Below are 18,305 nucleotides of genomic sequence, written 5' to 3'. Positions count from 1 at the left end.
TAATATCGAAATAGATAAATGCAGTATAGGGGATTACTGCAATTTTAGGGGGAAATGAAATGGGATTAAAAGAGAAAGCAATAGAGATGTCAGAGATCTATAGGCAAAATCCGAAAGTAGAAGCCATTATTTTAGCGGGTTCAGTAGCTAGAAAGCTTGAAGATGAACATTCAGATATAGAATTACATATTTTATGGTCAACACCGCCAGAAGATGAGGATCGTAGGGCCCCTATTCATCATATTGATGGGACAATATTATCGTATCATCCGTATGAGGAAGAAGAATGGTCGGAAACGTATTTAACGAAAGAGGGAATTAAATTAGAGATTAGTAACTTTTTAACAGAGACGGTAGAGAAAGTGATTTCGGATGTGGTGGATCAATATGATATAAGTTATGAAAAACAATGTATTGTATCATCCGTTCATGATGGTGTTAGTTTGTATGGAGAAGGGAAAGTGAATGAATTAAAAGATAGAGTAGTGGTATATCCAGATGAACTAGTAAAACGAATGATTTCAGAAAATCTATGGTTAAGTAATCGTTGGCACAATCGAAAGGCGCTTTTAAAACGGAAAGATTGGCTTATGCTTTATGATGTTATTTGCGAAGTACAAAGGAACGTATTCGGTGTTTTATTTGGTTTGAATAAAATGTATGTACATCATCCAGCGTTTAAATGGATGCCTAATAATGTGGAACGAATGACTATTAAACCTGAAAATTTATATGAACGTATGGCAGACACATTAATAGGGAGTCCAGAAAATAGTGTGCCGGAGTTAGAGTTGCTAATAGAAGAAGTGTTGCAACAAGTTCATACATACGCGCCAGGAGTAAATGTGGATGAGCAAGAAAAATCTATTTTTTATTTTGTGAAATAGAAAATAGATTTTTATCGATTGTTCCTAAAAGAAAACTCACATTTTGAATTTTGAAATAGATTGTAATACATAAAAATTCGAAATATAAGTTGACACTATTTTTAATGTGTGATAAAAATGATAGTAATCAATTCGGAAAATAATATTTGGGCAATGAAAGGGTATAGTAGTGAATATCTCCCTATTTCAGAGAGCTGATGGTTGGTGTGAATCAGTATATAGATTATTCATGAAGTTCGTCCTGGAGCATCTTTCATAAATCTCACATTATGAGGAAATGAAAGACGGTAGTTTATACCGTTATCAAATAAAGTGGTGAAGATTTTTTCACAACTAGGGTGGTACCGCGATATTTATCGTCCCTACGTATTTACGTAGGGACGTTTTTTATTTAGGTCCTAACTTTGGTGTGTCTTCATAACTAGGGTGGTACCGCGATATTTTATCGTCCCTACGTTTTTGCGTAGGGGCGTTTTTATTTAGGTGGTTTCTTAGTGTTCTTCACAACTAGGGTGGTACCGCGATATTTTTGTCGTCCCTACGTATTTACGTAGGGACGTTTTTTTATTAGGGAGGAAGTGAACGTATTAGAAAAGAGTATTGATAGAACAATATAAATACCGAATTGTAACAAAGAAAAAGAGATAGAGAGGAGATTAACAAATGAATTCACAGCAATGGACATCGAAATTAGGTTTCGTATTAGCTGCAGCAGGTTCGGCAATTGGTCTTGGGGCGATTTGGAAATTCCCATATATGGCCGGCATTGGAGGAGGCGGAGCATTCTTCCTAATTTTCATCGGTTTCACATTATTAATTGGTTTACCGCTATTATTAGCTGAATTTGTTATTGGAAGAAGTACACAAAAAGAGGCTGTCGATGCATATAGAGAGATTGCTCCTAAAACGTTATGGCCTTGGTTAGGTAAATTAGGAATTGTAACATGTTTCATATTACTTTCTTTCTACAGTGTTGTAGGAGGCTGGATTTTATTATATTTATGGAATGCAATTACAGGTAGACTATGGGAAGGAAATGGAGCATACGAAGCTACGTTTGGTGAAATCATTTCCAATCCATATTTAGCAGTTGGATCACAGCTATTATTCATCCTTATTACTATTTTCATCGTAAGTAAAGGTGTACAAAATGGTGTTGAAAAAGTAAATAAATATTTCATGCCAGCATTATTCGTTTTATTCTTTGTATTAATCGTTCGTGCACTTACATTAGATGGTGCTGGAGAAGGCGTTCGTTTCTTCTTACAACCTGATTTCTCACATGTAACATCAGAAGTTATATTATACGCAATGGGGCAATCGTTCTTCTCATTATCTGTCGGGGTAGCCGTTATGGTAACGTATAGCTCGTACTTACCGAAAGAAGAAAGCTTACCACGTTCAGCATTTTCTATCGTAGCCTTAACTCTTGTTATTACATTACTTGCAGGACTTGCAATTTTCCCAGTTGTGTTCGCATTTGGAATGGAACCATCTCAAGGGCCGGGACTATTATTTATCGTGTTGCCAGCTATTTTCAGTAAAATGGCGTTCGGAAAATTATTCTTCATTGTTTTCTTATTACTATTCTTCTTCGCTACGATTACATCAGCAATTTCGATGTTAGAAATTAGTGTTGCATCGTTAACATCAAAAGGTAAAGGGAAACGTGAAAAAATGGCCTTAATCGTAGGGTTATTAATCTTCGTTGTTGGGGTACCATCAGCATTATCATTCGGTATATTAAGTGATCTGAAGATTTTCGGGAAGACAGTCTTTGATTTAGCGGACTATGCAGTAAGTAACGTATTAATGCCACTTGGTGTATTATTAGTTTCTATCTTTGTTCCTTTAAAAATGAAGAAAGATGTATTAATGAAAGAGCTAGGTGTAAGTAAAAATAAAGGTTATAAACTATTCGTATTATGGTTATTCTTACTTCGTTATATCGCACCAATTGCGATTATTATCGTATTCTTAAATGTACTTGGCATTATATAAAAAGAAAGGTAGCGTATCATACAAAGATACGCTACCTTTTTATTTTGCTCTTTTTTGCAATTCATTTACTGTTACGAACTGATAGCCCTTCTTAGATAAAGAATCTAAAATACCTTCAATCGTTTGTAAATTTTCATTAGACTCATCATACATAGAGTGCAGTAAAATGATAGAACCTGGTTTTACATTTTTATTAACGTATTTAATTTTATCAGCCGCAGATTTATAAAAAGTATCGGGCTCAAGATCCCATATAATCGTTTCGATATTATTTTTATTTAAATAATAGGGTAATCCAATTAATTTTTTTCCGTTAGGGGGCCTAAAATCAATTTCGTCTGTAAATCCTGTTTGGCGGATTAATGAATTCGTTTTTTCTATTTCATCTTTAATAAAAGAAGGTGTTTTGAAAACCATTCTATTATGAGAATATGTATGGTTTCCAAGTTGGTGCCCAGATTGCGCGATAGCTTCTCCTAACGATAAATTTTGCTCTAATTCATTTCCAATTAAAAAGAAAGTAGCTTTAGCGTTGTATTTATCTAGTAGCGGTAATATTTGTTTTACATTGTTAGTAGGGCCATCATCAAAAGTTAAAGCAATCACTTTTTCATTTGTTTCTACGCGTTGTGTTAAATCTCCAAATAATTGAAAGCTTCTTGCGTTCATCAATTTGTATGTTCCGAATAATGCCGTGATAATAAAGAATAGTGTAACGATTGTAATGATAATTTTTTTCTTCATAATGTAACCTCACAATGATTTTTAATTCAGTTAAAAAGTATTATATCAAACTAAGTAATTTCGTGCTTTAAGAAGGGTGTGGATGCAAGGAGAAGGAATTTATCATATAATAAAATGCAAAAGGTATATTAGGAGGTGTTTATATGGCGATTATAATTCAATTGCCAGACACTGCAACGTCTCATGCAAAGCCAAGTATGGAAATGGCGATACTTTGCGTGAGGTAGACAAGTAATATACAATCGCCTATATGAGCTCGTATCATTTTTTATATTTGGCTTTGCACCTTATTGAAATGAACCATAAAAAATAAGGGGCGAGCAGAAATGAAATACGTAAAAGCTAATGCTGTTTTACCAGAGAATTTAATTACTGAAATTCAAAAGTATATACAAGGTGAAACAATTTATATTCCGAAACAAGAAACGAAACATTATAAATGGGGTACACGATCTGGCGGAAGAAAACAACTAGATGAAAGAAATAAAGCAATTAAAGAAGCGTTTAAAAGTGGGATTGCTATTCATCAACTTGCAGAAGAATATTTTCTTTCTGGGGAAACGATTAAAAAGATTGTGTATTCTAAATAAGAGGAAAAGAGTCTGATTCATATATTACTTTGAATCAGACTCTTTTTGTTTTATGTGTATTGGATATATGAGGTGTGAACGGGCATGATAATAGAAAAAATGTGCCGTTTTTTTTATTAAATGGTATACAGAGCACTTGAAAAGTAGAAAGGTGAACATATATGAATCATATTGGACAAATAACGATAGAGCTTTTAGTTGGTTTTTTTGTTCTATTAATTGCTACAAAAATATTAGGGAAAACACAAATATCTCAGCTAACGCCATTTGATTTTATTTCTGCAATCGTCCTAGGTGAGCTCGTTGGAAATTCAATATATGATCCTAAAATTAAAGTATGGTCTATTTTATATTCAGTATTTGTTTGGGTAATTTTAATTTATACTATAGAAGTGATAACACAAAAAGTAAGAGGAACAAGAAGGTTTTTTGAAGGGTATCCTTCAATTATTATTCGTAACGGAAAGATTGATCGTGAACAATTAAGCGTAAATCATTTGGATATAAACCAATTACAACAAATGCTTAGGCAACAAAAAGATATATTTTCAATCAGAGAAGTTGAATATATGATATTGGAACCGAACGGAAACATAAGCGTTCTGAAAAAAAGTAAATACGAATCTCCTACTATAAATGATTTAAGTTTAAAACATAAGCCTGTATACTTACCAATTTCATTAATTAGTGATGGAAAAGTAGTTAAGGATAATTTGAGGGAAGCGGGATTTGATGAAGGATGGCTTTATAAACAAATAAAGCAAAAAGGAATTACTAAATTTGAAGACGTATTATATGCGGAATGGAAAACAGATGATGGCTTCTTTTGTCAGGAAATGCAGCGGTAGAGAATAAGTGATATATGTAATGTTTGTTTCTAAGTTATCTTTTACATATCAAAAAACGTAATCATTGTATACAATAAAACTAGATCAACAATTTGTATGGAGTGATAAAGATGGAAGCGTTTATTAGAAGTGATCAATATAATTTTATAAAATCACAAGCTTATATTTTAGCAAACGGGCATGCAACGGCAAATGATAGAGGTGTAATTCAAGCGTTAAAATCGCTTGCGATTGAAAAGATAATACATGTATTTGAGAATTTAACGGATGAACAGAAAGAGTTAATTGATACGGTATTAACAGTTCAAAATAGAGAAGATGCAGAATCATTTTTAATGAAAATAAATCCGTATGTAATTCCGTTTCAAGAAGTTACAGCACAAACATTAAAAAAATTATTTCCTAAAGCGAAAAAGTTAAAACTTCCTGATATGGAAGAAATGGATATGAAAGAAATATCTTATTTAAGCTGGATTGATAAGGGGTCAAGCAGGAAATTTATTATAGCGAAAAATGATAAAAATAAATTTGTTGGTCTGCAAGGAACGTTCCAAAGTTTAAATAAAAAAAGCATTTGTTCGTTATGTCATGGACATGAAGAAGTAGGAATGTTTTTAGTTGAAATTAAAGGCGATGTACCAGGAACTTTCGTTAAAAAGGGAAACTACATTTGCAAAGATGGTGTAGCTTGCAATCAGAATATGAAATCGCTAGATAAATTGAACGATTTTATTGAACGCTTGAAGAAATAACGAGAAAACCTCTAGTATTTAAACTGGAGGTTTTTATTTTTTGAAGAAGTAAAATAAGCTTTCTTTGTAAATGTAGATTTATAATGAAATTTGATAAAAATATCTATTATGATACAGTTGCTTATATGCAAGGAGGTAAAACATGGATTACCTTTTATCGAAAGAAAAAGTGAAGCGATGGCCCAAAGATATGATAGCGGCGGGGCGTTGTCATACAGTTGGCCTGAAATCGGATGGCACGGTAGTAGCGGTGGGCCGGAATAAAGAAGGGGAATGTAATGTAAGTGGCTGGCGAGATATTGAAGCAGTCGCAGTGGGCAATGTTCATATGGCAACGAACACGGGTAATGCTCATACAATCGGTCTTACATGTGATAGTACTGCGGTAGCAGTGGGTTGGAATAAGCATGAACAATGTGATGTAAACGATTGGCATAATATTGTAGCGGTTGCGGCAGGGTGGCGTCGTACTATTGGCCTGAAATCGGATGGCACGGTAGTAGCGGTGGGCCGAAATAAAGAAGGAGAATGCAATGTAAGCAGTTGGCAAGGTATTGTGGCAGTCACAGCGGGTGACTGGCATACAGTCGGTCTTAAATTGGACGGCACATTGACGACTGTGGGGAATAATCGATATGGTCAATGCAATGTAAGTAGCTGGCGAGGTATTGTAGCGGTCAAGGCTGGGTATCTTCATACTGTTGGTCTTAAACGAGACGGTACGGTGACAGCAGTGGGGAATGATAAACATAACCAGTGTGATGTAAGTGGCTGGCGAGATATTGTAGCAATAGCGGCTGGTACGAATCATACAATCGGACTTAAATCAAACGGTACCGTGGTGGCAGTGGGTTGGAATGAGTATGGTCAATGTAACGTAAGTGATTGGAGAGATATTGTAGCGATAGCGGCTGGTTGTGCACATACAGTCGGACTAAAATCAGACAGCACGGTGATCGCGGTAGGTAATAATGAATTTGGCCAATGCGATGTAGGTAGCTGGCGCGACATTCGGTTGCCTGGCAAATAGTCAATTTACAATAAATCATTAGTAATATTATTCTATTTTAGGAGTCATTATGGAATAGGATATGTAGAAAATAATTAAACTTAAATCTGCTGAATAAGAATCTCTTTTGAAAAGGGATTCTTATTATTTTTCATAAAATGAGGGTATAAATGGGATTTTTGAACAAATTTTATTTCAAAATTACAGTAGAAGATATAAATAAAGTATAGAGGAGATAAAGGAATGCTTAAAAGGTTTTTACTTTCTTTACCGGATGTTTTACTTATATGTATCGTTCTCTACATAATGTACACAAATTCTTTTAGTTTTGGACAGATGCTAGTAATTTCCATTGCAATCGGAATTATTGGTGGTCTTGCTATTAGAATTTGTAAGGATGTATTCACGTATATAAGATGGACAATTAAACAAAGAAAAAATTGAATATGTTTAATAGTTATTAGGAGGGAATGAAATGACTAAGAAAAAGAATAGAGTGAAAAACGAGATAGTACTTTGGTCACTAACAGCAATTGTTCTATTAATTGTATGGTACTTTTATCAAAAATAAAAACGCATCGTACTCAAAAAGCACGATGCGTTTTTATTATTTTTTTTGCCAATTTTCTTTTATAAAGTCTTCACGACCAGATTCCTTTTGCTCAGTAGCATATTTCTCTGGATTCTTTTTATAGAAATGTTGGTGGTATTCCTCTGCTTCGTAAAAAGGTGCAGCAGGACGAATTTCAGTCACGATTGGATCTTTAAACATACCGCTTTCTGCAAGAGCTTGTTTTGATTTTTCAGCAAGCCTTTTTTGTGTTTCGTTATGATAAAAAATAGCGGTACGATAAGATGGACCACGGTCAAAAAATTGTCCGCCATCATCAGTTGGATCGATTTGTGGCCAATATAAGTCTAGTAATTTCTGATAAGGAAAAATAGAAGGATCAAATGTAATTTGAACAACTTCTAAATGTCCAGATGTTCCAGCTTTTACTTGTTCATATGTTGGGTTTTCTACATGACCTCCTGCATAGCCAGAAAGTACTTTATGAATACCAGGAAGTTCATCAAATGGTTTTACCATGCACCAAAAGCAACCACCTGCGAAGGTTGCGAGTTCGTATGTTTTTTCGGACATTGCTGTAATCCTCCTAAATGTATATGTTTTATATAGTATTATATAAATTGTTTTATTGCGCAATAAAAAAGATTTGAAAATATATGTTTTTTACAAACAAGATCCTCCGCTCACATCAATTAATTGTCCAGTAACCCAGCGGCTGTCTGGAGAAGCAAGGAATGCAGCAGTATCGGCAATGTCTTCTACTTCACCTAAGCGATTGAAAGCGGAAATAGTAGTAGCGTACTGCTTCATCATCGGGTCGCTCAAGAGTTCTGCATTCATATCTGTTTTAATAAATCCTGGAAGTATTGCATTCACCGTTATTCCTCGTGCTCCAAGCTGTTTTGCTAGCGTAAAAGTCATTGTATTAATAGCGCCTTTCGTCATACTATATGCAACAAAATCAGGTAAAGAAATGCGGGTCGCAGCGGATGAAATATTAATAATTCGGCTATTGTCACGTAAACGTGGCAGTGCTTGTTGAATGATAAAGAATGGTGCTTTTGCATTTACTGAAAACATTCTATCAAAAAATTGTTCAGTCGTTTCTTCAATAAAAGCACCAGGACCAATGCCAGCATTGTTTATTAAAATATCAAATTGTGTTTCACCAGTGCGCTTTTGTAATTCAGTATCTAAAGCTTTATAAAGGTTTTCTACACCGTGTAAGGATTCTAAATTTGCGCCGATAGAAAAAGCTTGGCCACCATTTGATCGAATTTCATGAACAGTTTCTTCAGCGTCATCTTTTCGATTACCGTAATGAACAGCAACCAATGCACCGTCATTTGCTAAACGTTTAGCGATTGCTCGTCCAATTCCTCGGCTTGCTCCTGTAACTAACGCTACTTTCCCTTTTAACATAGTTTCCTCATCTCCTCATAAACTTTATAAGTTTTTCTTTATGTAGTAATGCAAACATACTTAAGTAATATATGAGTGTATGTAAGTAATGCATTCCAATTTTGATTTGAGAAAAAATAAATAGAATGAATTTTGATTTTTTTGAAAAAACATGTTGACAAGGAAAAGAACAACGTCCTATAATACGTGTAACAAATAAAAGTTAATTAAGAATTTTCTAACTTTATATGTTGTATATGCAAAGAAGAGGAAAGTAGATGATTATGATCGTTTCAGAGAGCTACTCCAAGGCTGTGAGGGTAGTAACAATCGAATCATTGAAGATCACCTCGGAGCATCGCTTGCGAAAGGGAAACTGAGTAGAGGGCGGCGGCATCGTCTCCGGTAAAAGGACGGAGGTCTGATTGGACCTACAAAGCTTATATTTCGTGAGAAGTATAAGGAAGCTGAGTGGTAACGCGAAACTCTCGCCTCAGCAATCAAAGCTACTAAATTGTAGTAGTTGATTGCTGAGGCGAGAGTTTTTATTTTTAAAAATAGAAGAAGAGAATGCGTAGAAGAGGAGAGTAAATGATAAAGATTGTTTCAGAGAGCTGCCCCGAGGCTGTGAGGGTGGTAACAATTCACTCATTGAAAATCACCTTGGAGCACTACTTTTGAAAACTAGTAAAAAGTAGCGGGGTTGTTCCCGATAGAAAAACAAAAGTCTAATTGGACTTGCAGAGCTTATATTTCGTGAGAAGTATAAGGAAGCTGAGTGGTAACACGATTCCCTCGTCTCAGCAATGGATTGCTACAAGTATGTAAGTAATCGATTGTTGAGACGAGTATATTTTTAAGGTTTATATACTGAATATTCTGTTAAAAATACTCATCTCAGCAATCGATGTAGAAATAGATTGCAAAAAATAGAGAAAAAAAGAGGAGCGATGTGAGATGGGAAACCAGTACATTTACATGAATGGGGAATTTGTAGAAAAAGAAAAGGCAGTTGTTTCAGTATATGATCACGGTTTTTTATACGGAGACGGTGTATTTGAAGGGATTCGTAGTTACGGAGGAAATGTATTTTGTTTAAAAGAACATGTGAAACGATTGTATGAATCAGCGAAATCTATTTTACTAACAATTCCAATGACGGTAGAAGAAATGGAAGAAGCAGTTTTACATACACTCCAAAAAAACGAATATACTGATGCTTACATTCGCTTAATTGTCTCAAGAGGAAAAGGTGACTTAGGGCTCGATCCGAGAAGTTGTGTGAAGCCGAGCGTAATTATCATTGCAGAACAATTAAAGTTATTCCCACAAGAATTTTATGATAATGGGCTAAGCGTTGTATCGGTTGCATCAAGACGTAATACGCCAGATGCGTTAGATCCACGTATTAAGTCAATGAATTATTTAAATAACGTACTTGTAAAAATTGAAGCAGCACAAGCAGGAGTGTTAGAGGCTCTTATGTTAAATCAACAAGGATATGTTTGTGAAGGTTCTGGTGATAATGTTTTCGTTGTGAAAGATGGAAAAGTATTAACCCCGCCATCCTATTTAGGAGCATTAGAAGGTATTACGAGAAATAGTGTTATCGAGCTATGTGAGCGACTGAGTATTCCGTGTGAGGAAAGACCGTTCACTCGCCATGATGTATATGTAGCGGATGAAGTATTTTTAACAGGAACAGCAGCGGAGTTAATTCCAGTTGTAAAAGTTGATTCCAGAGAAATTGGAGATGGGAAACCAGGAAGTGTAACGAAACAATTGACCGAAGAATTTAAAAAATTAACGAGAGAAAGAGGAGTACGTGTTCCCGGGCTGACGGAAAGCTTAGCGTAAATAAGGAGAGGAGTTAATGGAAATGAAGCAGCAGTATACAGCGTATGAGAAATTACAGTATGAAGAAATGACAGGCGCTGGGCACGTGATTCAATGTTTGAAGAAATTGGGTGTAACGACCGTTTTCGGCTATCCAGGCGGAGCGATTTTACCAGTATACGATGCGTTATACGAAAGTGGTTTGAAACATGTTTTAACTCGTCATGAACAAGCTGCCATTCATGCGGCTGAAGGATATGCGAGAGCTTCTGGAAAGGTTGGGGTAGTCTTTGCTACCTCTGGCCCAGGGGCGACAAATTTAGTTACGGGTTTAGCAGACGCTTATATGGATTCGATTCCTTTAGTTGTCATTACCGGGCAAGTTGCAACGCCTTTAATTGGTAAAGATGGATTTCAAGAAGCGGATGTTGTCGGAATTACAGTACCTGTTACGAAGCATAATTACCAGGTTCGTGATGTGAATCATGTATCACGAATTGTGCAAGAAGCTTTTTATATCGCCAAAAGCGGGCGCCCGGGACCAGTATTAATTGATATTCCAAAAGATGTTCAAAATGCAAAAGTCACCAGTTTCTTTAATGAAGAAGTTGATATTCCGGGGTACAAACCAGAACTTGTACCAGACAACATGAAACTTAGAGAGGTGGCTAAAGCAATTTCAAAATCTAAGCGTCCACTTCTTTATATTGGAGGAGGTGTCATTCATTCAGGTGGATCCGATGAACTCTTCGAATTCGCAAGGGAGAACCGTATTCCAGTCGTTTCAACTTTAATGGGACTTGGTGCATATCCACCGGATGATCCATTGTTTCTAGGGATGCTTGGTATGCATGGGACATACGCTGCTAATATGGCGGTAACAGATTGTGATTTACTACTTGCATTAGGTGTTCGCTTCGATGATCGTGTAACAGGAAAATTAGAACTTTTTTCTCCGCACTCGAAAAAAGTACATATTGATATTGATTCTTCTGAGTTTCATAAAAATGTAACTGTAGAACATCCGATTGTTGGTGATGTAAAAAAAGCGTTATACATGCTGTTACATATGTCTATTTATACACAAACAGACGAATGGCTTCAGAAAGTAAAGACATGGAAAGAAGAATATCCACTTTCTTATAAGCAAAAAGAATCTGAGTTAAAACCACAGCATGTAATCAACTTAGTAAGTGAATTAACGAATGGTGAAGCGATTGTCACAACAGAAGTAGGTCAGCATCAAATGTGGGCTGCTCACTTCTATAAAGCAAGAAAACCTCGGACGTTCCTTACTTCTGGAGGATTAGGAACGATGGGGTTTGGTTTTCCAGCAGCAATTGGTGCTCAGCTAGCTAAAAAAGAAGAACTTGTCATTTGTATTGCAGGTGACGCTTCTTTTCAAATGAACATTCAAGAACTACAAACAATTGCTGAAAATAACATCCCTGTAAAAGTATTTATCATAAATAACAAATTTTTAGGGATGGTAAGGCAATGGCAAGAAATGTTTTATGAAAATCGTTTATCAGAATCAAAAATTGGATCACCAGATTTTGTGAAAGTAGCAGAAGCTTATGGAGTAAAGGGATTAAGAGCAACAAATTCAACCGAGGCAAAACAAGTGATGTTAGAAGCATTTGCTCACGAAGGTCCTGTCGTAGTTGATTTTTGTGTAGAAGAAGGTGAAAACGTATTTCCGATGGTTCCGCCAAACAAAGGGAATAACGAAATGATTATGAAGAGGTGGGAAGAATGAGTCATACTTTTTCACTCGTTATTCATAACGAGCCAAGCGTCTTATTACGTATAAGTGGGATTTTTGCTCGGCGTGGTTATTATATTTCTTCTTTACATTTAAAAGAAAGAGATACTAGTGGTGTTTCTGAAATGAAACTCACAGCAGTTTGTACTGAAAATGAAGCGACATTACTTGTTAGTCAGTTGAAAAAATTAATTGATGTTCTGCAAGTAAATAAATTATAAGGAGTGTATGGAATATGAAAACATATTATGAAAAAGATGCAAATGTAGAGTTATTACAAGGAAAAACTGTTGCAGTAGTTGGTTATGGATCACAAGGTCATGCGCAAGCACAAAATTTACGTGATTCTGGTGTAGAGGTTGTAGTTGGTGTTCGTCCTGGTAAGTCGTATGAAGTAGCGAAAGCGGATGGATTTGAAGTAATGTCTGTTTCAGAAGCGGTTCGAACCGCACAAGTTGTACAAATGTTATTGCCAGATGAACAGCAAGCTCATGTGTATAAAGCAGAGGTAGAAGAGAATCTTCGTGAAGGACAAATGTTACTTTTCTCACATGGATTTAACATTCACTTCGGACAAATTAATCCGCCAAGTTACGTAGATGTAGCGATGGTCGCGCCAAAAAGTCCAGGTCATCTCGTTCGCCGTGTATTTCAAGAGGGAAATGGTGTTCCAGCATTAGTCGCAGTGCATCAAGATGCGACGGGAACAGCGCTACATGTAGCACTGGCCTATGCAAAAGGTGTAGGGTGTACACGTGCGGGGGTAATTGAAACGACATTCCAAGAAGAAACCGAAACGGATTTATTCGGTGAGCAAGCTGTACTTTGCGGCGGGGTAACTGCACTTGTGAAGGCCGGGTTCGAAACGTTAACGGAAGGTGGATATCGTCCTGAAATTGCATACTTTGAATGTTTGCATGAATTAAAGCTAATTGTTGACTTAATGTACGAAGGTGGATTAACGACTATGCGCCATTCTATTTCAGATACGGCAGAGTTTGGAGATTATGTAACAGGATCGAGAATTGTTACAGATGAAACGAAGAAGGAAATGAAGCGTGTTCTGACAGAAATTCAGCAAGGTGAATTTGCGAAGAAATGGATTTTAGAAAATCAAGCAGGGCGTCCGACGTATAACGCAATGAAAAAAGCAGAACAAAATCATCAATTAGAAAAAGTGGGAGCAGAGCTTCGTGAAATGATGAGCTGGATTCATGCACCGAAAGAATTAGTAAAGAAATAGAGTAAGAGAGTATAAATGAAAAATATGTAAGAGGGGATTTGACAAGATGAGAAGTGACATGATTAAAAAAGGTTTTGATAAAGCACCGCACCGTAGTTTATTAAAAGCAACTGGTTTGAAAGATGAAGATTTTGATAAACCTTTCATAGCGATTTGTAATTCTTTTATTGAAATTATTCCAGGGCATAAACACTTGAACGAGTTTGGGAAACTTGTAAAAGAGGCAGTTCGCGCGGCAGGTATGGTACCATTCGAATTCAATACAATTGGAGTTGACGATGGTATTGCGATGGGACATATCGGTATGCGTTATTCTCTTCCGAGTCGTGAAATTATTGCAGATTCAGTAGAAACGGTTGTAAATGCACACTGGTTTGACGGCATGATTTGTATCCCAAACTGTGACAAAATTACACCAGGTATGATGATGGCTGCACTACGTATTAATATTCCGACTGTGTTTGTTTCAGGCGGCCCGATGGCAGCAGGAAAAACATCTAAAGGAGAAGTTGTTGATCTGAGTTCCGTTTTTGAAGGAGTAGGAGCTTATCAATCTGGGAAAATTTCAGAAGAAGAATTAAAAGATATTGAAGATCATGGCTGTCCATCTTGTGGCTCTTGTTCGGGTATGTTTACCGCGAACTCTATGAATTGTTTATGTGAAGTGTTAGGTTTAGCTCTTCCTGGTAACGGGAGTATTTTAGCAATTGATCCAAGACGCGAAGAGTTAATTAAACAAGCAGCAGAGAAATTGAAAATTTTAATTGAAAGAGATATTAAGCCACGTGATATTGTAACAGAAGAAGCAATTGACGATGCTTTTGCACTTGATATGGCGATGGGCGGATCAACGAATACAGTATTACATACGCTAGCACTCGCACAAGAGGCAGGACTAGATTATGATATGAACCGTATTGATGCAGTTTCAAGACGTGTACCTCATTTATGTAAAGTAAGTCCAGCCTCAAATTGGCATATGGAAGATATTGATCGTGCGGGCGGGATTAGTGCAATTTTGAAAGAGATGAGCCGGAAAGAAGGAGTACTTCATCTTGATCGAATAACTGCTACTGGGCAAACATTAAGAGAAAATATTGCTGAGGCAGAGATTAAAGATAAGGAAGTTATTCACTCTCTCGAAAACCCTCATAGTGAGGAAGGAGGATTGCGTATATTAAAAGGCAACCTTGCGAAAGATGGAGCAGTTATTAAAAGCGGTGCAACAGAAGTAAAGCGTTTTGAAGGACCTTGCGTTATTTTTAATTCACAAGATGAGGCACTTGCTGGCATTATGCTTGGGAAAGTGAAAAAAGGAGATGTAGTTGTCATTCGTTATGAAGGACCAAGAGGTGGCCCTGGTATGCCAGAAATGTTAGCCCCAACATCAGCAATTGCTGGAATGGGATTAGGTGCTGAGGTTGCATTATTAACGGATGGACGTTTCTCTGGAGCTTCACGTGGAATTTCAGTAGGACATATTTCACCAGAAGCAGCAGCTGGCGGGATGATTGCACTTCTTGAACAAGGGGATATTGTATGTATTGATGTTGAAGAACGCTTGCTAGAAGTAAGAGTGAGTGATGAAGAATTAGATAAGCGTAAAAAAGAATGGCAACGACCAGAACCGAAAGTAAAAACTGGCTGGCTTGGACGTTACGCACAAATGGTAACATCGGCGAATACAGGGGCTGTTCTGAAAATCCCACATTTTGATTGAGCCAATTTAAAAGAGATAAGGATGATATATAATGGTGCAAAAGGTAAAGGAGAGAGTGAAAATTGAAGATATCTTAATGGCGCATAATTGCATGAAAGATATCGTTATTAAAACACCGTTACAACGTGATACAGTTTTATCTGAGAAATATGATTGTGACGTTTATGTAAAACGAGAAGACTTACAATTAATTCGCTCTTTCAAAATTCGTGGTGCGTACAATTTAATTCAAAGCTTACCGAAAGAAAAATTACAAAACGGTGTTGTTTGCGCAAGTGCTGGTAATCATGCGCAAGGAGTTGCTTATACGTGTAATTTATTGAAGATTACGTCAAAAATATTTATGCCCACAACAACACCGAAACAAAAAGTATCACAAGTACAATTTTTCGGTGGTGATTTCGCAGAGATTGTATTAGTTGGTGATACATTCGATAGCTCTTTCCAAGAAGCACAGCGCTATTGTGAAGAAAATAAGATGACATTTGTTCATCCGTTTGATGATCCGTATGTCGTTGCAGGTCAAGGGACAGTGGCAGTTGAAATTATGCATGATATGGAGAAATCAGTTGATTATATCTTTACAGCAATTGGCGGTGGTGGATTAGCATCAGGAGTTGGTACATATGTAAAAGGTGTTAGTCCTACTACAAAGGTTATTGGTGTAGAGCCAATGGGAGCTGCATCTATGAAAGAGGCTTTTCTTCAAAATGATAATGTCGCATTAGAGAAAATAGATAGTTTTGTTGATGGGGCAGCGGTTAAAAAGGTAGGAAAGTTAACTTTTGAAACTTGTAGAGATGTAATTGATGACATTGTTTTAGTACCAGAGGGGAAAGTTTGTACGACGATTTTAGAACTGTATAAGAAAAATGCGATTGTAGCTGAACCGGCTGGTGCACTCTCTATTGCAGCGCTTGATTTATATAGAGATGAAATAAAAGGTAAAACAGTTGTATGTACGCTAAGTGGTGGAAATAATGATATTGATAGAATGCAAGAAATGAAAGAGCGTTCGCTCATGTATGAAGGACTGAAACATTACTTTATCATTGAATTTCCGCAGCGTTCAGGTGCGCTAAGAGAATTTCTTGATAAAGGATTAGGACCAGAAGATGACATTACGCGCTTTGAGTATATTAAGAAACATAATAAAGAAAATGGTCCAGCATTAGTCGGCGTAGAATTAAAACATAAAGAAGATTATGAGCAATTAATTACTCGCTTTAAAGAAAATAATATTCAATTTATGGAACTTAATAAAAACCCTGTTTTGTTTGATTTGCTTATTTAATAGAAGGAAAGAGTTAGAATATAAATAAAAAAGATAGATACAAGCGAGGGAATATAGTGCTTGTTCTATCTTTTTTATAGTTAAACTAGGTACTCATTAAATTCAAGAAGAATAAAGCTAGCTAACCAAAAGAGTATCGCAATACGAATGATTACATGCATTGTAAATTCAAAAGGAGTAAGATTTCTCTCTCGCTTTATTTTTTAAATAGTCTCACAGAATAAAAGGAACATAAAAGTAGGATTGCTATAGACATTTTATAAACGTTCTCTAACAAACTTACATTTTCTAATAAGTCTTTCAGCATGTTTATCACCTATTCTGTAAAGTATATTACAGAGAAATAGATCTTGAGCTGTCTAGTTTCGTTTGGTTTTTATTTTCCCTGTATCATCAATTTCTACATCAGTTGAAATTGTTTGTAAATATTGAAGAGCTTTTTTCTTTTCTCCCTCATTTACAGGGGAAACTTGGTTGTTGCGAATGATATAAGGATTGAATGACATTTGGACATCCTTTCCTTTAAAAGTTAAAGTTAATACGCCAGTTTCAGCGCTTTTCCCATTCACATAACTCGGGAATAAAAAGTTACCTAATGAGTAAGCGATAGGAACTTTATTATAATACTCAAACCCTTGTAACCAATGTGGATGGCTTCCGACAATTGCGTTAGCTCCTGCTTCAACCATTTTAGGTACATATTGCTTTTGGTATTCTACCGGACGATTTGATTTTTCAACGCCCCAATGCATATAGACGATTAAATAGTCTGCATCTTGTTTTTGTTCTTTAATTGTTTTTGTTACAAGATTTAAATCATAGCCATTCGCAACGCCAGGTTTATTCTCACCAGCTACCCAATTAGAATCAGGCATAAATCGAACGAAGGAAAGAAATTTAAACTTTTTCCCTTTTACGGTCATTTCTCGTGCTGTATATGCATCTTTCGCATTTTTTCCGGCTCCAATGTAAGGGAACTTTAATTTTTCTACGTGAGAAATCGTATCTAATAATCCATCTTGCCCATAATCAAGTGTGTGGTTATTCCCAATATTTACGATGTCATATCCAGTGTTTTTAATAGCTTGTAGTGTAGATGGATCACTTTTAATCCAAAACAGTTGCCCAGGTGCTTTCTTTTCTTTCGTTGTAAATGCCGACTCTAAATTCACAAAAGAAATATCAGCTTTTTTTATTTCTTCTTTTACATGTTGAAATGGGTAATCAGCCCCATTCTTTTCGATTATAGGACGTAATTGCCAATCAAACATTGTATCACCAGAGAAGGTGAGTGTGATTTCTTGGTCTTCTATTTTCTTTTCGCTTTTTGAAGCGGTTTTACTAGATTTGTTTTGCAAATCGGGTTTGTCTTTTGCTTTTGAAATAAAAGAGTAATTGATTAATAAAACAATCGGTGTAATGAAAAAGGCTATTAACAAAAATCGTTTTAGTAAAGTTTTCATATATACCTTCCCTTTTAATATTATCCCGCAATTAAATTAACACTGAATCTATTAAAGGTAATTAAAGTTACAAAAAATAGCGGGTTATGTAGTGGAAAACATTTGTTAATATTCTCAATATTAAGTTAACATATAGATAACCTGTAAATCAATGTATAAACCAAAATATAGAAATAAAGAA

At 35.9% G+C, this 18,305-nt stretch carries 17 protein-coding genes, 1 pseudogene and 2 other annotated features; of the genes and pseudogenes, 13 read left to right on the top strand and 5 right to left on the bottom strand.

Annotated features, from left to right (window positions below):
- The first annotated feature begins 59 nt into the window (after positions 1–59).
- Complete coding sequence (locus IBT51_RS01595; protein ID WP_088022997.1) at positions 60–887, top strand: DUF4037 domain-containing protein; 828 nt, start codon at positions 60–62, stop codon at positions 885–887.
- Between the two features lie 144 nt (positions 888–1,031).
- Positions 1,032–1,254, top strand: a binding site (T-box leader).
- A gap of 296 nt (positions 1,255–1,550) precedes the next feature.
- The gene (locus IBT51_RS01590) at positions 1,551–2,888 is read left to right on the top strand and encodes a sodium-dependent transporter (RefSeq protein WP_001088187.1); all 1,338 of its coding nucleotides are present in this window, start codon (positions 1,551–1,553) and stop codon (positions 2,886–2,888) included.
- A gap of 39 nt (positions 2,889–2,927) precedes the next feature.
- Here the strand turns inward: IBT51_RS01590 and IBT51_RS01585 are convergent, their stop codons facing one another.
- Entirely contained in the window at positions 2,928–3,632 is a 705-nt protein-coding gene (locus IBT51_RS01585) for a polysaccharide deacetylase family protein (RefSeq protein ID WP_200457944.1), read from the bottom strand.
- 326 nt (positions 3,633–3,958) lie between these two features.
- On the opposite strand from IBT51_RS01585, the gene IBT51_RS01580 reads away from it, so the two are divergent.
- The 5 genes from IBT51_RS01580 to IBT51_RS01560 all read left to right on the top strand — a co-directional run bounded on the left by IBT51_RS01580 (position 3,959) and on the right by IBT51_RS01560 (position 7,275).
- Positions 3,959–4,222: a CD3324 family protein gene (locus IBT51_RS01580; protein WP_053564774.1), complete on the top strand. Its 264-nt coding sequence runs from the start codon at positions 3,959–3,961 to the stop codon at positions 4,220–4,222.
- A gap of 161 nt (positions 4,223–4,383) precedes the next feature.
- Positions 4,384–5,070: a DUF421 domain-containing protein gene (locus tag IBT51_RS01575; RefSeq protein WP_001015543.1), complete on the top strand. Its 687-nt coding sequence runs from the start codon at positions 4,384–4,386 to the stop codon at positions 5,068–5,070.
- Between the two features lie 110 nt (positions 5,071–5,180).
- Positions 5,181–5,822 (top strand): FusB/FusC family EF-G-binding protein, encoded by a 642-nt coding sequence (locus IBT51_RS01570; RefSeq protein WP_000387074.1) that lies wholly within the window; start codon positions 5,181–5,183, stop codon positions 5,820–5,822.
- A gap of 142 nt (positions 5,823–5,964) precedes the next feature.
- Positions 5,965–6,852 carry an RCC1 domain-containing protein gene (locus tag IBT51_RS01565; RefSeq protein ID WP_200457943.1) on the top strand — a complete coding sequence of 296 codons (888 nt, stop codon included), beginning with the start codon at positions 5,965–5,967 and terminating at the stop codon, positions 6,850–6,852.
- Between the two features lie 222 nt (positions 6,853–7,074).
- On the top strand, positions 7,075–7,275 hold the full coding sequence (locus IBT51_RS01560; protein ID WP_000919314.1) for a hypothetical protein: 201 nt from the start codon (positions 7,075–7,077) through the stop codon (positions 7,273–7,275).
- Positions 7,276–7,438: 163 nt separating this feature from the next.
- Here the strand turns inward: IBT51_RS01560 and msrA are convergent, their stop codons facing one another.
- Positions 7,439–7,975: a peptide-methionine (S)-S-oxide reductase MsrA gene (msrA, locus tag IBT51_RS01555; protein WP_200457942.1), complete on the bottom strand. Its 537-nt coding sequence runs from the start codon at positions 7,973–7,975 to the stop codon at positions 7,439–7,441.
- Between the two features lie 90 nt (positions 7,976–8,065).
- Positions 8,066–8,824 (bottom strand): SDR family oxidoreductase, encoded by a 759-nt coding sequence (locus IBT51_RS01550; RefSeq protein WP_053564772.1) that lies wholly within the window; start codon positions 8,822–8,824, stop codon positions 8,066–8,068.
- 545 nt (positions 8,825–9,369) lie between these two features.
- Positions 9,370–9,609 (top strand) — a binding site (T-box leader).
- Positions 9,610–9,760: 151 nt separating this feature from the next.
- Between IBT51_RS01550 and ilvE the strand changes: the two genes are divergently transcribed.
- From ilvE to ilvA, 6 genes are read left to right on the top strand one after another with little or no spacing between them, the layout of a single operon-like run.
- Positions 9,761–10,660 carry a branched-chain-amino-acid transaminase gene (gene ilvE, locus IBT51_RS01545; protein ID WP_000528161.1) on the top strand — a complete coding sequence of 300 codons (900 nt, stop codon included), beginning with the start codon at positions 9,761–9,763 and terminating at the stop codon, positions 10,658–10,660.
- 22 nt (positions 10,661–10,682) lie between these two features.
- Positions 10,683–12,398 carry an acetolactate synthase large subunit gene (gene ilvB, locus IBT51_RS01540; protein ID WP_200458014.1) on the top strand — a complete coding sequence of 572 codons (1,716 nt, stop codon included), beginning with the start codon at positions 10,683–10,685 and terminating at the stop codon, positions 12,396–12,398.
- Positions 12,395–12,625, top strand: a complete 231-nt coding sequence (locus IBT51_RS01535; RefSeq protein WP_000019909.1) for an ACT domain-containing protein — start codon at positions 12,395–12,397, stop codon at positions 12,623–12,625. The genes ilvB and IBT51_RS01535 overlap by 4 nt, the downstream gene beginning before the upstream one ends.
- A gap of 14 nt (positions 12,626–12,639) precedes the next feature.
- Complete coding sequence (gene ilvC / locus IBT51_RS01530) at positions 12,640–13,647, top strand: ketol-acid reductoisomerase (protein WP_000861143.1); 1,008 nt, start codon at positions 12,640–12,642, stop codon at positions 13,645–13,647.
- Between the two features lie 46 nt (positions 13,648–13,693).
- Positions 13,694–15,367, top strand: coding sequence for a dihydroxy-acid dehydratase (ilvD, locus tag IBT51_RS01525; protein WP_200457941.1), 1,674 nt, complete (start codon positions 13,694–13,696; stop codon positions 15,365–15,367).
- 31 nt (positions 15,368–15,398) lie between these two features.
- Positions 15,399–16,661 (top strand): threonine ammonia-lyase IlvA, encoded by a 1,263-nt coding sequence (gene ilvA / locus IBT51_RS01520; protein WP_088021943.1) that lies wholly within the window; start codon positions 15,399–15,401, stop codon positions 16,659–16,661.
- An 80-nt stretch (positions 16,662–16,741) separates the two neighbouring features.
- On the opposite strand, the pseudogene IBT51_RS01515 reads toward ilvA, so the two are convergent.
- Positions 16,742–16,968 (bottom strand): annotated as a pseudogene (locus IBT51_RS01515) (hypothetical protein).
- A 52-nt stretch (positions 16,969–17,020) separates the two neighbouring features.
- Entirely contained in the window at positions 17,021–18,124 is a 1,104-nt protein-coding gene (locus IBT51_RS01510; RefSeq protein WP_088021942.1) for a CapA family protein, read from the bottom strand.
- Positions 18,125–18,305: the final 181 nt, after the last annotated feature.

It is taken from the genome of Bacillus sp. S71 (assembly GCF_016625265.1).
Lineage (GTDB): Bacteria > Bacillota > Bacilli > Bacillales > Bacillaceae_G > Bacillus_A > Bacillus_A cereus.
This window is presented reverse-complemented; position numbering and strand designations above follow the sequence as displayed.

Bases quoted from the DNA above. Each gene is read 5' to 3' on its own strand.
- IBT51_RS01595 (WP_088022997.1), top strand. From the start codon at position 60: ATGGGATTAAAAGAGAAAGCAATAGAGATGTCAGAGATCTATAGGCAA.
- IBT51_RS01590 (WP_001088187.1), top strand. From the start codon at position 1,551: ATGAATTCACAGCAATGGACATCGAAATTAGGTTTCGTATTAGCTGCA.
- IBT51_RS01585 (WP_200457944.1), bottom strand. From the start codon at position 3,632: ATGAAGAAAAAAATTATCATTACAATCGTTACACTATTCTTTATTATC.
- IBT51_RS01580 (WP_053564774.1), top strand. From the start codon at position 3,959: ATGAAATACGTAAAAGCTAATGCTGTTTTACCAGAGAATTTAATTACT.
- IBT51_RS01575 (WP_001015543.1), top strand. From the start codon at position 4,384: ATGAATCATATTGGACAAATAACGATAGAGCTTTTAGTTGGTTTTTTT.
- IBT51_RS01570 (WP_000387074.1), top strand. From the start codon at position 5,181: ATGGAAGCGTTTATTAGAAGTGATCAATATAATTTTATAAAATCACAA.
- IBT51_RS01565 (WP_200457943.1), top strand. From the start codon at position 5,965: ATGGATTACCTTTTATCGAAAGAAAAAGTGAAGCGATGGCCCAAAGAT.
- IBT51_RS01560 (WP_000919314.1), top strand. From the start codon at position 7,075: ATGCTTAAAAGGTTTTTACTTTCTTTACCGGATGTTTTACTTATATGT.
- msrA (WP_200457942.1), bottom strand. From the start codon at position 7,975: ATGTCCGAAAAAACATACGAACTCGCAACCTTCGCAGGTGGTTGCTTT.
- IBT51_RS01550 (WP_053564772.1), bottom strand. From the start codon at position 8,824: ATGTTAAAAGGGAAAGTAGCGTTAGTTACAGGAGCAAGCCGAGGAATT.
- ilvE (WP_000528161.1), top strand. From the start codon at position 9,761: ATGGGAAACCAGTACATTTACATGAATGGGGAATTTGTAGAAAAAGAA.
- ilvB (WP_200458014.1), top strand. From the start codon at position 10,683: ATGAAGCAGCAGTATACAGCGTATGAGAAATTACAGTATGAAGAAATG.
- IBT51_RS01535 (WP_000019909.1), top strand. From the start codon at position 12,395: ATGAGTCATACTTTTTCACTCGTTATTCATAACGAGCCAAGCGTCTTA.
- ilvC (WP_000861143.1), top strand. From the start codon at position 12,640: ATGAAAACATATTATGAAAAAGATGCAAATGTAGAGTTATTACAAGGA.
- ilvD (WP_200457941.1), top strand. From the start codon at position 13,694: ATGAGAAGTGACATGATTAAAAAAGGTTTTGATAAAGCACCGCACCGT.
- ilvA (WP_088021943.1), top strand. From the start codon at position 15,399: ATGGTGCAAAAGGTAAAGGAGAGAGTGAAAATTGAAGATATCTTAATG.
- IBT51_RS01510 (WP_088021942.1), bottom strand. From the start codon at position 18,124: ATGAAAACTTTACTAAAACGATTTTTGTTAATAGCCTTTTTCATTACA.